This is a genomic window from Nocardia sp. NPDC058633, assembly GCF_042717045.1.
Lineage (GTDB): Bacteria > Actinomycetota > Actinomycetes > Mycobacteriales > Mycobacteriaceae > Nocardia.
Genome location: NZ_JBHXRA010000004.1, coordinates 353,820 through 369,266 on the forward strand (window position 1 = coordinate 353,820; position 15,447 = coordinate 369,266).

Genomic DNA, 15,447 nt, shown 5'->3' on the forward strand with positions numbered 1-15,447 from the left:
GCCCGCGCCGGGCACGACCTCGGCCGGACGCGGACGGCGCCGCGCGGCGATCCGAACGGTGCCTTCGTCGCCTCGAGCGCGCAGAATGGACGTGGTACCGACACCCCGACTCCCACCAGGAGCTCTCGTGGACAGTGAACAGCGAATGCGCGCACAGTCTTTCGTCGACCTGCACCGGGAAGGGTGTTTTCTGCTCCCGAACGCCTGGGACGCCGGCAGCGCACGCATCCTGGAGTCGGTGGGATTCGCCGCGATCGCCACCACCAGCGCGGGCGTCGCGTTCTCCTTCGGGCGTCCTGATCACGACTTCTTCACCGAGCACGGTGAGCACGGGCGCCTCGATCGCCCCACGATGATGCGTCGCGTCCACGAGATCACCAGTGCGGTGCGGGTCCCGGTCAGCGCCGACCTCGAGGAGGGATACGGGCCGGACGCGCAAGCGGTGGCGACCACCATTTCGCTGGCGATCGACGCCGGTGCGGCGGGCGGCAATATCGAGGACTTCACCGGCGATCGCACCACCCCGTTGTTCGACGAGGTGCACGCGGTGGACCGGGTCCGCGCGGCTCGTGCGGCAGTGGCTGCCAGCGGCGAACCGTTCGTGCTCGTCGGTCGCACCGACGCACTGCTCGTGGATGCGGGTATCGACGAAGCGATCCGACGCGGCAACTCCTACCTCGCCGCCGGTGCGGACTGCGTCTTCGTCCCCGGCGCTGCCGACGCCACCACCATCGCCACCCTCGTCGAAGCCATCGACGGCCCCCTCAACGTCGTGATGGGCCTGACCGGCGGCGCCCTGTCGATGACCGAACTGGCCGAACTGGGCGTGCGCAGGGTGACCGTCGGCGGCAGCATCGCCCGCCTGCTCTACCGCCATCTCCTCGACGCGGCCCACGAACTCGCCGACCGGGGCACCTTCACCTACGGCAACACCCAACTCAGCCAGACCGCGCTCAACGACCACTTCACCGACCGCACCGCATCGCTCGACGATTGATCACCACCCGCTCACGGGGTCGGGTGGACTCCGCGCAGGTCGAGAAGCATCCCGATGTAGCCCATCTCCTGACTCTGGGACTGCGCCATGGCCCGGGCGGTCTGCTTCACCGGCCCCGAGGCGATCAGGGTGTCGGCGGCGCGGGCCATGATGATCCCGCCGGAGTGATGGCGATACATCAGTTGCAGGAACAGGGTTTCCGCGTCACGGCCGCGGGCTGCCGTGAGGGCGTCGAGCTCGGCCATCGTGGCCATGCCGGGCATCGTGGCCGGGGCGGACACCGAAGAGTGTTGGTGGGCGGTCGTTTCCACCATCCAGGCCATCGGCTGATGCGAGGTCGGCGCGGCACCCGCGAGCTGGGTCCAGCCGAGCAGGGTACCCAGCTCCACCCGCTGGGCGTCGGCGATCTGTTCGGTGAGCACGCGCACGGTGGAGTCGACGCCGGGATCGAGCCGCGCCGCCAGGTTCAGCGCCTGCTCGTGGTGGGTCGTCATGTCCTGGACGAAGCCCAGCTCGGTCGAGGTGAGTACCGGGGTGGGCGTGGCGGTTTCGGCGACGAACATCGGTCGCAGCGCAGCGCCGAGTACCAGCAGGAACACGGCGGCGGCGGCCGCGAACGCCGGGCGGATCATGCGGTTCACCGTCACGAACCCACCGTGGACTGCTGGTTCGCGGGCGGTGTGTACACGTCGTTGTCGAGCTGCAACACCATGAAGCCGTTGTCCGAACAGGTGACGTAGAGTTTCTCGCCCCGCCACTCCGGCGGCGACATGCACCAGTCGGCGGACAGATCACCGAACGCGATCCGGCCCGCCCGCGCGGACAACACCTGCGCCGGGTCGAACAGCCCATCGGCCATCGACCGCAGGGCCGCGGGCGCGCTCATTCCGGGGATCCCGATGATCGAGGCCAGCGCGTGCGGCGAATTCCAGAGCTCGAGATTGCGCCCCGTACGGGCAGGCGGGTTGAAGTAGGCGATCTCGCGGATCGAGCCGGGATCGCTCACGTCGAACACCCGGATGCCGGAGGAGACCCAGCCGCACGCCAGCGCGGTCGGGTTCTCGGGTCGGTCGGCCGTGCAGTAGTGCGGATCGTAGGAGAACAGTGAATTGCCCATGGCGGAGCCGACAGCGGAGTCGATGTGCTCGGGCAGATTGATCTCGAGTTTGATCCGCGCCACGATCTCGGGGTCGGTGTCGTCGGAGACGTCGAGGAGTTTCACTCCGCCCGAACCGCCTTCGTCGACGGTGAAGATGTGCGGCACGCCGTCGTAGGTCACCGGGACGCTGTGCTGGGTGGCCCAGCCATCGGTCCAGAACGTCCGGCCGACATGTGGCACCTGCGGATTCGGATCGCGGCGCTGCACGGAACTCACATCGAGCACGGTGAAACCACCCAACGCCGAGATGTAGAGCCGGTTGCCGTCCGCGCTCACCCCGAACCCGTGTGCCTCGATTCCGGTGAGTCCCTGCCAGATCACCCGCGGATTCGCCGGATCGGTGAGGTCGATCGCGCTGAGGAACCCGGGCACCAGCCCCGAGGCCCAGTACGTGCGGCCGTCGGGGGAGAAGCCGCCTTCGTGTGTCGTGATCGGCAGCGGCATCGCCGGATTCGTGCCGACACCCGGATTGAGCAGGCGGGGGTGCGCGCAATCGGAGATGTCGTACACCGACAGGTATCCCGCGCCCAAGGCCAACGGGACCCCGGTTCCGACGAGCAGCTTGCGAGCGGTGTTGACCTTCAGCGTCTCCCACGTACCCGCCAGCATCGCGGGCTCGGTCAGCGTCGCGGTCAGGCGGGGATTGCCGGGATCGGACGCGTCGACGACCTGCACACCCGGGTGCTCGCTGAGCAGGGTGCCGGGGAAGAACGAGCCGATGTAGGCGCAGTGCTCGAAACTCGTGGACGTGATGCCCGCACCACGCCCGGCATAGCCACCGACCATCGACATATTGCACCGATAGCCCTGGGTGCTGCGGCCGCTGTCCCGGTCACCCGCGGGCACATCGCCCTGCATGCCGGATTCGGGTAGCGAACCCGGTCCGCAGTCCGCGCGCGGCACCGCGCTTCGGCCGATCTCGAAGAACTCGTGCACCGTTCGGCCGAGATCATCGGCCGATGCCGCCGACGGCAGCCCGACTGCCACCAACGCGGCCACCGCGACCAGTGCCGCGCCGCGCACGAACGTGCGCCGCGGTCGCCGACGAGTGTGTGGACCTGGTGGCATCATTGCCCTCCCGAATCGGTGATGCAGACAACCCAACTGGCTCAGACAGTTGTGCCGTGTCACGAATGGTAAGCCGGACGAATGGTTGCCGAGGGGGATTTCGGGGAACAGGGTGTGGGGCGGACTCGTGCTTACCTCGGGTCCCCGCTCATACGCTGTACGGTTGCTCTGCACGACAAGCGCGTCTGTAAAGGCGGGGAGTTTCCGCGATCGGAGAGGACTCGGATCCATGTCGAACGATGTCGTAGGAAGTTCCGGCGCCGCACCGCCGCCAGGCGGAGTGGTAGCCGGTGGATCGCCGGGCAGGCCCCGGCTGGATCTGCTGATCTTCTGCGCCACCGCGATCGGTGCTGTCGCCTTTGTCGCCTGGGGTGTCTTCGACGACGAGGGCCTCGCCGCCGCGGCGAGCAGCGCCCAGAAATGGGTCATCACCAATACCGGCTGGTTGTTCGTGCTCACCGCGACCGCGTTCGTCGTCTTCGTGATCTGGCTGGCGATCAGTCGCTACGGTCGGATTCCGCTCGGCGCCGACGACGAGAAACCCGAATTCCGCACCGTGTCGTGGATCGCGATGATGTTCAGCGCGGGCATGGGTATCGGCCTGATGTTCTGGGGTGTGGCAGAACCGCTGTCGCACTTCGTGAATCCGCCCCCGCACACCGCCGAATCCGGCTCACCGGCCGCTGCCGAGGTCGCGATGGCCACGACGTTGTTCCACTGGACGTTGCACCCGTGGGCGATCTACGCCGTCGCCGGTCTCGCCATCGCCTACGGCACGTTCCGAAAAGGCCGCTCGCAGTTGATCTCCTCGGTGTTCCGGCCGCTGCTCGGACATCACGCCGACGGCATCGGCGGCCGTGTCATCGACATGATGGCGATTTTCGCGACCCTGTTCGGCTCGGCCGCCTCCCTCGGTCTCGGTGCCCTGCAGATCGGCGCGGGCATGGAGTTCAACGGCTGGATCGACAGCATCGGCAAGGTCGGCCTGGTCGCGATCATCGCGGGCCTGACCGTCGCCTTCGTGTTGTCGGCGGTCTCCGGTGTCGCGCGCGGCATCCAGTGGCTGTCCAACATCAATATGGTGCTGGCCCTTGCCATCGCGGCGTTCGTCTTCATCGCGGGCCCGACGCTGTTCATCCTCAATATGCTGCCGACCTCGCTCGGCGACTACATCGAGAGCCTGCCGACCATGGCGTCGCGCACCGGTGCGGGCGACGAGGCGATGAAGGCGTGGCTGTCGAGTTGGACGATCTTCTACTGGGCCTGGTGGATCTCGTGGACGCCGTTCGTCGGCATGTTCATCGCGCGGATCAGCCGTGGCCGCACCATCCGCCAGTTCGTCACCGGCGTGCTGCTGGTGCCGAGCGTGGTGAGCCTGCTGTGGTTCGCGATCTTCGGCGGTGCGGGCATCTTCGAACAGAACAAAGACGGTGCGCTCACCGAGGCCGATGGCTCGGTCGACTCCAACTTCGCCCTGTTCCACCTGCTCGACCAGTACCCGATCACCTCGGTGACCACGATCGTCGTGATGATCCTGGTCGCGATCTTCTTCGTCTCCGGCGCCGACGCGGCCTCCATCGTGATGGGCACGCTGTCCGAACGGGGCAGCATCGAACCGTCGAAGTGGGTTGTCATCTTCTGGGGTGCGGCCACCGGTGCCGTCGCCGCGATCATGCTGGCCATCGCCGATTCCGACAATCTCGGCGGCGGGCTCACCGGCCTGCAGGCCTTGACCACCGTGGTGTCACTGCCGTTCCTGGTGGTGATGGTGGCGATGTGTGTGTCGTTGTACAAGGACCTGAGCGATGACCCGCTGATCCTGCGAATGGACCGTGGCGTCGAACTGGTCGAGATCGCAGTCGACCAGGGCACCGAACTGCACGACGGGGACTTCGCGCTCGTCACCGAACCGTCGCCGGACAAGATCGAGATCATCGACGATCTCCCCCGCACCGGGACCGAAGAACGCGGCTAGCCCGCGGCGTCGAATTCGGCCTGTGCCGAGGACAACTCGGCACAGGCCAGGCGCAGGCGATCGCGCAGTGCGTCGGCGGATTCGGCGATCGCCGACTGGGCGCGCACGTAATCGGCTCGACCGGTGGGTATTTCGATACGCACCGGCTCGTAGCCGAATTCCGACAGGTCGTAGGGGCTGGCACGCATATCGAGTTCGCGTGCGGTACAGGCGAGTTCGAAGCAGTCGAGCAGCAGATCCGAGGAGATCAGCGGCGCCAACTTGAAGCCCCACTTGTACAGATCCATGTTGGCGTGCAGGCATCCGGGCTGTTCGCGGCCGACTTGACCCGCGCGAGTGAGCGGTTCGGCATTGCGTTCCACCGCCTCCGGTGTGAAGAACCGGAACGCGTCGAAATGCGTGCATCGCAACGACATCGATTCCACCACCGCGTCGGTGCCCGCGTGCCCCAGCCGCAACGGAACCTGCTGGTGGCGTACGTCGTCGGTGCGATAGACCATCGCCCATTCGTGCAGGCCGAAACACGACAACTGCGCCGGACGCCGCGCGGTCGCGGTGAGCAGGCCGGAAACGAACGCGATCGTGTCGCGCCGCTTGGCCAGATAGGCCGGGTCGGCGGTGAACACGCCCGGCTCGTCGACGCGCTCGTGATATCCCCGCGCACCCCGATAGGCACCCGCATCGCGCAATCCGATGCCGAACCCCGGATGCCACCGGCGCAGCTGCGAAGGTTTGTTGCCGTAGTAGGTGAAGAGAAAATCCACGACCGGATGCGTGGTACCCGCCGCGCGGCGCTCGAGATACGGACCGACCAGGCGATCGAGCCGGTCGCGGTGTGCCCGCGCGGCGGCCTGCCACTCGACCGCCGGTAGTACCCGCAGGTCGAGGTCGTGGTGCGTACTCACCCGGTCATTGTCCCGCACCGATGCGCCGTGACCCGTTCTAGAACACGTTATAGTCCAACTAGAACACGTTACAGTTGGGCGGCGATGAGGTCGGCCATGCTCGGAAGGGTGGTACAAGTGCGGGCCTGGGATGACGCAGCCGATGTCGTGGTCGTCGGATACGGCGGTGCGGGGGCGGCCACGGCGCTGGCCGCGCGCGAATCCGGCGCCGAAGTCCTGGCCATCGACCGGTATCTGGGTGGCGGCGCCACGACGCTGTCCGGGGGCATCGTGTACGCGGGTGGCGGCACGTGGGTGCAACGTGAGGCCGGCGTCGACGACGACGTCGACAATATGCTCGCGTATCTGCAAGCCGAGGTCGGCGACGCCGTGAGCGCCTCGACACTGCGCCGGTTCTGCGAGCAATCCCCGGCGATGATCGACTGGTTGACCGGGCACGGCGTGCCCTTCCAGGCGTCGCTGTGCCCGTACAAGACGTCCTACCCGACCGACGACTACTACCTGTACTACTCGGGCAGCGAGAACTCCGGTCGCTATCGGGACCTCGCGAAGCCGCGCCAGCGCGGTCACCGCGTGCACGGCCCCGGTGTCTCGGGCAAGGCGCTGTTCGGGCCGCTGGCCGAGTCGGCGGCCGGGCACGGCGTGCGCGTCCGGACCGGCACCAGGGCCACTCGGCTCGTCGTCGAGGACGGGCGCGTGAGCGGCATCGAGGCGATCACGATCGACCACGCGCCCGCGGCGGTGCGACGTCGGTTCGCCGCGCTCGCTCGCATCTCCGCCAAACCCGGTGTGTATCACCCGGGTTTGCGTCGGGCGATGGAAGCGCTGCTGGCCAGGCTCGAGCGCACCCACGGACTGCCGGTCAGGATCCAGGCGAGAACCGGCGTCGTACTCACCACGGGCGGGTTCATCGCGAACGGGGAGATGGTCGCCCGGCACGCCCCCGCGTATCCGTGGTCGCAGGGGCTGCCGCTGGGCAGCGCCGGTGACGACGGCAGCGGCATCACCATGGCCCTCGACATCGGTGCGGCGAGCGGCAAGATGGACGCGCTCTCGACGTGGCGCTTCATCGCGCCGCCCAGCGCGTTCTTCGGTGCTGTCGCGGTGAATGCCCGGGGCCACCGCATGATCGACGAGTCCCGCTACGGCGCTGCTCTGGGCGCGGCCATCGCCGCGAGTCCGGGTCATCGCGCCTGGCTGCTCGTGGACGCGGCACTCGAGGCCGAAGCCCGCAAGCAGATCAGCACCCAGTCGGTGTGGTTCCAGCGAATGCAGACCGAGCGCTTGCTGCGGATCGGGCGCACCTGCGGCCGCACCGTCGAAGAGGTCGCCACTCGTGCGGGGATCGACGGGTCCGCGTTGCGGGCAACCCTGGACGCGCACAACCGGGCGATCGAGCAGAATCGCCCCGATCCGATGGGCAAACCCGACGACATCCGGCGCCCACTCCGTACCGGACCTTTTACCCTGCTCGACATCTCGTTCAAGGCGCGGTTGAGCTACCCCATGCCGATGCTCACCCTCGGCGGCCTGCTCGTGGACGAGGAGACCGGCGCCGTGCGCGACGAGAACGGGGGAGTCTTTCCCGGACTCTTCGCCGCGGGCCGCGCGGCCGTCGGAATCTGTTCGAACTCCTACATCAGTGGACTGTCGCTGGCCGACTGCGTCTTCTCCGGGCGGCGGGCAGGCATGCACAGCGCCCAGCCGCTTCTGCACAGGTGAGTGTTTCCGGGTAGGGGTCAGCCCTCGGACGCGTCCGCCCCGAGGGTCATGCGTGCATTCGCTCCGGGGGGCCGCCGGTCCGCTCGATGGCAGTGATGAAGGCGGCGACCTCGGACAGCGCGGCGACGGCTTCGGGGACGGCCAGGTACCCGGCCTGGAAGACGTGGACCTGGCCGGGCCATACCTGCAGTTCACAGTGCACGCCGACCCTGCGGGCGGCCGCCGCGAGGTGCTCGGCGTCGGCGGTCAGGATCTCGAGCCCGCCGACTTGGATGAGAACCGGCGGACAGCCGGCGACGATTCCTGTCGCGACGTCCAAGCGGGGATCGGTGAGGTCGGCGCCCGCCAGGTACATGCCGATCAGCCGATTGGCGGTGGTGGCCGAGGCGTACGGATCCCGCAGGGCCGGCTCCTTGGCGGCGGCCAGCCGCATGGTGGGGTCGGCCAGCGGCGAGAAAAGCACCAGTCCCGACGGCTGCGGAAGTCCCCGCCGGGCGAGCTCGCCGACGAGTGCCAGCGCCAGGTGTCCGCCCGCGGAGTCTCCCGCCACGATGATGTCCGCGGCTCGATGTCCGCCGGCGAGTAGCCAGAGGTAGCCCCGCAGCGCGTCCTGATGAGCTGCGGGAAACGGGTGTTCGGGCGCGAGCCGGTACCGCAGGGCGAAAACGGGGCGCCCGCACACGCGGCCCACCCGCGCGATCAGGCCTCGGTGGGTGCCGGGCGAACACGAGAAATACGCGCTGCCGTGCAGGTAGTAGACGATCGGCTCCTGCGGTGCGGGTAGCGCGTTCACCCACTCGCCGCGCACCGCGAGCCCCGCCCCCCTCCGGTCGTGTACAGGAAAACGCGCGACCGTCCAGGACGGCATGGCCAGGCGCAACCCGTGCATCCCCAGGCGTCCGAGGCGCGCTCCGCTCCGGGTGGCGGGCAGCAGTGAGCCCAGCTGACGCACCGTCAGCAGCATGATCGCGGCCACGGTCCGGCTGACGCGCGACGGTACCGCGTCGAGATTTCGATCCATGCCGGACATCTTGCACGCAATTCCGATCAACTGACAAGACTTCATGTCAAAAGGTTCGGCGATCCTGTACATTGCTGACATGAGGTCATGTCAGAAGAAGTGCGGCGGGAGGTATCGCTGAGATGCGACAGTCGGTGACAGGGCGAGTCGTCGCGGTGACCGGCGGTGCCCGTGGGATCGGTAGACAGATCGCGGCTCAGCTCGCCGAGGCGGGTGCGCGCGTCGCGATCGGCGACATCGACGGCTCGGCTGCTCGCGGCACCGCCGCCGAACTGGGCGACAAGGTGTGTGGCTTCGATCTCGATGTCGCCGAACAGGACTCGTTCGCGGCGTTCCTGGCCGCGATCGAGCGACGATGGGGCCCGATCGACGTGCTCGTCAACAATGCCGGGGTCATGTGGGTGGGCCCGTTCGACCGCGAACCCGAGTCGGTGCGGCGGCGACAGTTCGACGTGAACGTGCACGGCGTCATCAACGGGGTGACCCTCGCCGCGCCGGCCATGCGCGCCCGCGGCGCGGGACACATCGTCACCGTGGCTTCCGCCGCGTCGAAGCTCGCCCCGGCCGGGGAGTCGTCCTACGCCGCGACCAAGCACGCGATACTCGGCTATCTGACCGGGGTGCGCGCCGAACTGCGTGACAGTGGCGTCGAGCTCTCGGTGATCATGCCGACGGTGGTGGACACCGAACTGGCGGCGGGCACCGACACCGGCGGAGTGGCGCTGCTTCAGCCCGCCGACGTCGCCCGCGCCGTCGTCCGGGCGATCGAACGCCCTCGATTCGAGGTGATGGTGCCCGGCTACCTCGGACCGCTGCTGCGCGCGGTGAACGTGCTCCCCACCGCCGTGCGAACGCGCGTTCTGCTCGCGGCGGTGCCGGATCAGGTAGCCGCCGTTCATGATTCGTCGCGCCGGACCGAGTACGAACGCAAGGTCTGTGGCCCCACCGAACCTTCCCCTCCGACGTCAGGAAACCGACGATGACGACAACCGACGCTCGTGGCGATATCCGGCCGATTCCGGAATTCGCCGGTGTCCATGACGTGTGGCCGCGCGGCGACCGTCTCGAGGCGGTGCGCGAGGCCGCCCGTCGCTATCGCGAACGGTTTCTCCGACAAGGGCAGGTGCGCGCGGTCAAGAGCTTCGACATCGCCGCCGCGCCGTATCCGCAGCGGTTCGCTTTTCAGGGCTATTCGATCGGCCCCAACCCGATGATCTCGATCATCAACCGGATGTTCGTGGTCCAGTTCGACGGATTCGACGGCACCCCGAGGACCCTGGTCTGGGAGCCGACCGTCGCGGCCGGGTCGGGGAAAGCCCCGTTCTACGCGAAGCTGCAGAAACTCTCACGCACGCTGCGCGCGGAATCGCTGTTCGTCAAGTACTACAACGATCCCGAGGCGGTGCTGCCTCGGCTGGGCCTGCGCAACGACGACGTCGACTACGTCAGTTTCGACCATCTGCACGTGCAGGATGTCCGCATGATCATGGGTAGCGACCGGCCGATCGACGGCGAATCGGGTCCGCGCGAGTCCCTGTTCCCGAACGCGCGGATGCTGGTGCAGCGCAAGGAACTCGGCACCCTGGAATCCGTGCACCCGATGCAGTGGGCGTGGTACGTCGACGGCGGCATGGACGGCGTGCCCGCCGAGCGGCTCCAGGTCCTCGACGGTGACGTCGAGTTGGGTGTCGGGGTGAGCCTGCTGTGGACGCCCGGGCACACCGACGGCAACCACTCGCTGTGTGTGAACACTCCCGACGGCGTGTGGGTGTCGTCGGAGAACGGGATGGCGGCCGACAGTTGGCAGCCGGAACTGTCCAAGATCCCCGGTGTTCGACAGCAGGCCGAGTTCTACGGCCGCGAAGTCGTTCTCAACGCGAACACCCTCGAGGACTCGCTGGATCAGTACGATTCCATGGTCAAGGAGAAGACCATGGCGTCGCGGTCTCCGCGCGATCCGCGCTGGCTGCAAGTTGTTCCGTCGTCGGAATGCGCGAACTGGAAGCGGCAGTGGCCCGTCGTACCCACCTTCACCCACGGCGGACTCGACTACGGGACGATCACGATACCGCCGCGCGAGGCCGACTGACGACCCGTCGCCTGCTCGTTCTTTCCTCCTCGGGGTGATGGATAGGATGGAGGCTTCGGCGGGCGGGTAGACGGCGGCGGGAGGATTGTGACCGAGACCGACACTGCGTCGCGCCGGTACGGCGGGCGCGACAAGGCGAGTCGCAGCGCCGAACGTCGAGCCGCGCTGCTGGCGGCGGGCTTGGAACTTTTCGGCACCATCGGCTATCCGGCGTCCTCGGTGAAGAAGATCTGCGATCGCGCGGGTTTGACCGAGCGGTACTTCTACGAGTCCTTCACCCATCGTGAGGCACTGCTGAGCGCGGTCTACGACAGCCAGATCGAACAGGTCCGCACCGCGACCCTGACGGCGCTGGCCGATGCCGAACCCGAGCTGGCCCCCCAGGCGCACGCCGCCGTCGAGGCCTTCGTTCGGACCGTGGCCGCGGACCCTCGCCGCGCCCGTGTCATCTTCGTCGAGGTCGTCGGTGTCAGCTCGGCGCTCGAGGTGCACCGCCGTGCGGTGATGCGCGAATTCGCCCAGTTGATAGTCGGTTTCGCCGGGGCCTACTTTCACATCCCCGCCACCGGGCGCCTGGATGTCTCGGCGATGTTGTTCGCCGGCGGCATGACGGAGCTGATGGTGGACTGGACGCTGGCCGACGCGCCGCAGCCGCTCGACGAACTGATCGACGTCGCGGCCGCCATCCTGATCAACGGCTTCGGGACCCTTGACCGCTTGCCCGGCGAACAGCGGTAATCGAGCCCGACCACGCGGTAGCGCATCACCATCTGCGTTGCCGCGCAAGCGGTTCCAGCTCAGTCGACGCGACCGAATTCCTCGCGGTAGTGCTCGGACAGGGCAGGGTAGTAGTCGTCGAAGTTCACGGTGGCCGGGTCGCGGTCGCCTTCGGCGGCGACCAGACGGTCGAGGTAGTAGTCCCAGCCGGGTCCGACGTTCTCCGCCATGGTGGGATCGGGCAGATTCTGGGCGAAGGTCAGGGTGGTGACGCCACCCTCCTCGGTGAGATCCAGGCGCAGCTGCCACTGTTCGGGGTCTTCCTCGCCGTAGGACATGGAAGTGGTGATCCGCAGCCGGTGTGGGGCGTCGCATTCGTCGATCCGGAAGTGCTCGGCGGGCGTTTCACCCTCGAAGAGCATCTGGAACTTCACCTCGCCGGAGGACGGGTCACCGGTCCAGCTGCCGAGCCAGCGCGCGAGTCGCTGCGGCTCGGTGACGGCGGCCCAGACGTCCTCGATCGGTGCGCGAAAGGTCCTGGTCCATTCGCAGTAGGTGCCGTCGGCGCGGTCGCGGCGGCGTCCGGTCGCTGTGGGAGTGGTCATGCGGTCTGCTCCTTGTCGCTGTCAGTGCTGGTCGTGGCTCGGCGTTCCCGGGTGGTGCGGCGGACTTCGAGGTCGAGACCGTCGAGCGCATGCTCCGGAATCGGCGGCCGGGTCGGCTGCAGCTGTTCCAGATAGTCGCGCAGCGGTGCGAGGCCCGCGGGGGACAGGCGATAGTGGCGTTCTCGACCGTGCGGTTCGGCGCTGACGAGGCCCGCATCGGCGAGTATTCGCAGATGCTTGCTGATCGCCGGCCTGCTGATGGGATATTCCGCGGCGAGATCGACAACCCTGGCCGGTGCGTCGGCGAGCCGCTCGAGCAGATCGCGGCGCACGGAGTCGGCCAATGCCTCGAAGACGTCCACCTCTTAATTGGTAATCGATTGGTTACCAATAGTCAAGGGTGAACGGCCGACGCCGCGCACGGGTGACAGCCCGACCGGCTGGTCGAGCTGTCACCCGTGCGCCGACCGTCACCGCGTGACGTCGAGCGCGAGATCGGTTACCGGAGGGGCCTATTCGGCGAGCCGGTGGGTGCCGTCGCGCACGGTGCCGACGAACTCCTCGATCAGGTCCTCCAGCGCGACGACGCCGACGGTGTTGCCGCGACTGTCGACCACCCGTCCCAGATGGCTGCTGGTGCGGCGCAACCGGGCCAGTGCCTCGTACAGTGGGGTCCCGATGCTGACCGTGGGCAGCGGGCGGATGTCGGTGCGAGGGATGACGGTGTCGGGGCCCGCGTTGTCGTCGGCTACCTCGTCGAGGACGTCCTTGATGTGCAGGTAACCGACCAGGGAGCCGTCCGACGCGGCTACCGGGTAGCGGGAGAAGCCGGTCTCCGAGACTGCTGTCTCCACCTCGCCGAGGGTGGTTCCGTTGCCGATCAACGGCACCGACCTCGCCTGCGCCAACGGCACCATCACGTCGCCGACAACCTGCTCGGAGGTGCCAAGGGCCTGGGTGAGCCTGCGGTGTTCCTCCTCGTCGAGCAGTCCCTCGGAACGGGATTCGCCGATCATCTCGGCCAACTCCACTGTCGACACCGTGGCGTCGAGTTCGTCCTTCGGCTCGATCCGAAACATCCGCAGCGTCATGTTCGCGGCGAGGTTGTACACCGCGATCAACGGTCGGGCGATCCGCAACCACATCAGGTGGATCGGCACCAGCAGCAGCGCCGACCGTTCCGGGCCCGCGAGGGCGATGTTCTTGGGCACCATCTCGCCGAGCAGGATGTGCAGGATCACCACCACCGTGAGCGCGAGGGTGAAGCCCACCGGGTGCAGCAATTGATCGGGCAGGCCGAGCAGTTCGAACGGGCGCTCGATCAGGTGCGCGATCGCGGGCTCGCCGACGCGGCCGAGCAGGATCGAGCAGATGGTGATGCCGAGCTGGGCCGCGGCCAGCATCATCGACAGGTTCTCACCGGCCTCGATCACCGTTTGAGCCTTCTTCTTCCCCTGGGCGACAAGGGCTTCCAGGCGATCACGGCGGGCGGAGATGAGCGCGAACTCGGCACCGACGAAGAACGCGTTGCCTGCCAGCAGCAGGACGGTCAGCACGATTCCGAACAGGTCACCCATGAGTGTTCTCCCGCGCCGAGAGGTTGGCCGCATCGACCGGGATCAACCGCACCCGGTCGATGCGCCGTCCGTCCATCCGTTCCACCCGCGCGACCCAGCCGCCGCTGGAACCGCGGGATTCGGGCAGCACCACTTCGTCACCGGTCACCGGGATCCGGCCGAGGTGGGCGAGCACCAGGCCGCCGAGGGTTTCGTATTCGCCCTCCGGCGCGTCGTAGCCGGTCGCGCGCGACACCTCGTCGATGCGCATCAGTCCCGAGCAGTCCCAGCCGTCGGAGACCCGCCGCACGTCGCGTTCCTCCTCGTCGTGCTCGTCGCGCACATCGCCGAGGATCTCCTCGATCAGGTCCTCCATGGTCACCATGCCCGCGGTGCCGCCGTACTCGTCGACGACCAGCGCCACCTGCATGCCGTCGGCGCGCACCCGCTCGAGCACTTCGTCGCCGTCCAGGCTGGCGGGCACGATCGGCACCGCGACGGCCAGCTTGCTCAGCGGGATCTGCTTGCGCAGCTCGCCCGGGTGGGTGAACGCCTGCTTGACGTGCACGACGCCGAGGGTGTTGTCGAGATCGCCGTCGATCACGGGGAACCGGGAGTACCCGGTGCGGGCGGCGGCGGCGATCAGGTCGGCGATGGTGTCGTCGCGGTCGAGCGACTCGACCTTCACGCGCGGTGTCATCAGGTCCTCGGCACTGCGCTCACCGAACTCCAGCGAGCGGTCCATCACCTGCGCGGTGCGCTGGTCCATCGCGCCACGCATGGCCGAGGTGCGCACCAACGAGCCGAGTTCCTGCGGCGAACGGGCCGAACGCAGTTCCTCGGCGGGTTCGATGCCGAATCGGCGCACCACCCAGTTGGCGGAACCGTTGAGGAAGCGGATGAGCCACTTGAACAGCGCGGAGAACCCGATCATCGGGCCCGCGGTGAGCCGCGCGACCATCATCGGTTCGGCGATGGCGATGTTCTTGGGTACCAGTTCGCCGTAGATCATCGACAGCGAGGTGGCGATGATCAGGGCCAACGCCAGCGCGATGGCGTGGGAGGCGCTCTCGCTCAGGCCGATGGCGTCCAGCGACGGTTCGAGCAGCCGCGCCAGTACCGGTTCGGCGATGAAGCCGGTGATCAGGGTGGTGATGGTGATGCCGAGCTGGGCACCGGAGAGCTGGAACGACAGGGTGTGATGGGCCTGTTTCACCAGGCGCGATCGGGTGTCACCGGTGCGGGCGGCGCCCTCGACGGTGCTGCGCTCCAGCGCGGTGAGGGAGAACTCCGCGGCGACGAACAGTGCCGTGCCGAGGGTGAGGGCGACGAAGCCGAGCAGGCTGAGCGCGGTCAGCAGGATGGACATCCTCAGCACCGCCCGAGGGGTGCCGCAGGGAAACCGGAAGAGGGAACAGACGCTGCAGGAAGGAGGACGCCGGGTTTGTCACCCGGCTCCGTAGAGGAGCCCTCCTGTGTGGCGCCCTTGGACGCGGGTGACAACTGGATCCTTTCGAGGTGGGAAGTCGAGCGGGTGCCGTGATCGGCTACTCCATAGTAATCCGTCGCTACTCGTGACGTGTCAGCGGCGCGGGCCGGAAACGCCGACGGCGGCCGAGCGGAGGACTCCCTG

General features: G+C 67.9%; 14 protein-coding genes. 6 read left to right on the forward strand and 8 right to left on the reverse strand.

Going from position 1 to position 15,447, the window contains the following annotated elements; genetic code table 11:
- Window positions 1–127: 127 nt before the first annotated feature.
- Window positions 128–997, forward strand: coding sequence for an isocitrate lyase/phosphoenolpyruvate mutase family protein (locus tag ACFWUR_RS07500; RefSeq protein ID WP_378903398.1), 870 nt, complete (start codon window positions 128–130; stop codon window positions 995–997).
- An 11-nt stretch (window positions 998–1,008) separates the two neighbouring features.
- On the opposite strand, the gene ACFWUR_RS07505 is transcribed toward ACFWUR_RS07500, so the two are convergent.
- The gene (locus ACFWUR_RS07505) at window positions 1,009–1,644 is read right to left on the reverse strand and encodes a DUF305 domain-containing protein (protein WP_378903401.1); all 636 of its coding nucleotides are present in this window, start codon (window positions 1,642–1,644) and stop codon (window positions 1,009–1,011) included.
- The gene (locus ACFWUR_RS07510) at window positions 1,641–3,224 is read right to left on the reverse strand and encodes an LVIVD repeat-containing protein (RefSeq protein ID WP_378903404.1); all 1,584 of its coding nucleotides are present in this window, start codon (window positions 3,222–3,224) and stop codon (window positions 1,641–1,643) included. The genes ACFWUR_RS07505 and ACFWUR_RS07510 overlap by 4 nt, the downstream gene beginning before the upstream one ends.
- A 229-nt stretch (window positions 3,225–3,453) precedes the next feature.
- Here ACFWUR_RS07510 and ACFWUR_RS07515 point away from each other — a divergent pair, with 229 nt between their 5' ends.
- Entirely contained in the window at window positions 3,454–5,199 is a 1,746-nt protein-coding gene (locus ACFWUR_RS07515) for a BCCT family transporter (protein WP_378903407.1), read from the forward strand.
- Here the strand turns inward: ACFWUR_RS07515 and ACFWUR_RS07520 are convergent.
- Window positions 5,196–6,104: a 3-methyladenine DNA glycosylase gene (locus ACFWUR_RS07520; protein ID WP_378903410.1), complete on the reverse strand. Its 909-nt coding sequence runs from the start codon at window positions 6,102–6,104 to the stop codon at window positions 5,196–5,198. The two genes, ACFWUR_RS07515 and ACFWUR_RS07520, sit on opposite strands and share 4 nt — an antisense overlap.
- Window positions 6,105–6,200: 96 nt before the next feature.
- On the opposite strand from ACFWUR_RS07520, the gene ACFWUR_RS07525 reads away from it, so the two are divergent.
- The gene (locus ACFWUR_RS07525; protein WP_378903413.1) at window positions 6,201–7,826 is read left to right on the forward strand and encodes an FAD-binding protein; all 1,626 of its coding nucleotides are present in this window, start codon (window positions 6,201–6,203) and stop codon (window positions 7,824–7,826) included.
- Between the two features lie 46 nt (window positions 7,827–7,872).
- Here the strand turns inward: ACFWUR_RS07525 and ACFWUR_RS07530 are convergent, their stop codons facing one another.
- Entirely contained in the window at window positions 7,873–8,847 is a 975-nt protein-coding gene (locus tag ACFWUR_RS07530; protein WP_378903416.1) for an alpha/beta hydrolase, read from the reverse strand.
- A 122-nt stretch (window positions 8,848–8,969) separates the two neighbouring features.
- Here ACFWUR_RS07530 and ACFWUR_RS07535 point away from each other — a divergent pair, with 122 nt between their 5' ends.
- The 3 genes from ACFWUR_RS07535 (at window position 8,970) to ACFWUR_RS07545 (ending at window position 11,674) form a co-directional block, all read left to right on the forward strand.
- Window positions 8,970–9,830: an SDR family oxidoreductase gene (locus ACFWUR_RS07535; protein WP_378903419.1), complete on the forward strand. Its 861-nt coding sequence runs from the start codon at window positions 8,970–8,972 to the stop codon at window positions 9,828–9,830.
- Window positions 9,827–10,936, forward strand: coding sequence for a hypothetical protein (locus ACFWUR_RS07540; RefSeq protein WP_378903422.1), 1,110 nt, complete (start codon window positions 9,827–9,829; stop codon window positions 10,934–10,936). Before ACFWUR_RS07535 ends, ACFWUR_RS07540 begins: the two co-directional genes overlap by 4 nt.
- A gap of 87 nt (window positions 10,937–11,023) precedes the next feature.
- Window positions 11,024–11,674: a TetR/AcrR family transcriptional regulator gene (locus ACFWUR_RS07545; protein ID WP_378903425.1), complete on the forward strand. Its 651-nt coding sequence runs from the start codon at window positions 11,024–11,026 to the stop codon at window positions 11,672–11,674.
- A 59-nt stretch (window positions 11,675–11,733) separates the two neighbouring features.
- Here the strand turns inward: ACFWUR_RS07545 and ACFWUR_RS07550 are convergent, their stop codons facing one another.
- The 4 genes from ACFWUR_RS07550 to ACFWUR_RS07565 all read right to left on the reverse strand — a co-directional run bounded on the left by ACFWUR_RS07550 (window position 11,734) and on the right by ACFWUR_RS07565 (window position 15,183).
- Complete coding sequence (locus ACFWUR_RS07550; protein WP_378903428.1) at window positions 11,734–12,258, reverse strand: SRPBCC family protein; 525 nt, start codon at window positions 12,256–12,258, stop codon at window positions 11,734–11,736.
- Window positions 12,255–12,620, reverse strand: coding sequence for an ArsR/SmtB family transcription factor (locus tag ACFWUR_RS07555; RefSeq protein ID WP_378903431.1), 366 nt, complete (start codon window positions 12,618–12,620; stop codon window positions 12,255–12,257). The genes ACFWUR_RS07550 and ACFWUR_RS07555 overlap by 4 nt, the downstream gene beginning before the upstream one ends.
- 150 nt (window positions 12,621–12,770) lie before the next feature.
- Entirely contained in the window at window positions 12,771–13,835 is a 1,065-nt protein-coding gene (locus tag ACFWUR_RS07560; RefSeq protein WP_378903434.1) for a hemolysin family protein, read from the reverse strand.
- Window positions 13,828–15,183, reverse strand: a complete 1,356-nt coding sequence (locus ACFWUR_RS07565) for a hemolysin family protein (protein WP_378903437.1) — start codon at window positions 15,181–15,183, stop codon at window positions 13,828–13,830. Before ACFWUR_RS07565 ends, ACFWUR_RS07560 begins: the two co-directional genes overlap by 8 nt.
- Window positions 15,184–15,447: the final 264 nt, after the last annotated feature.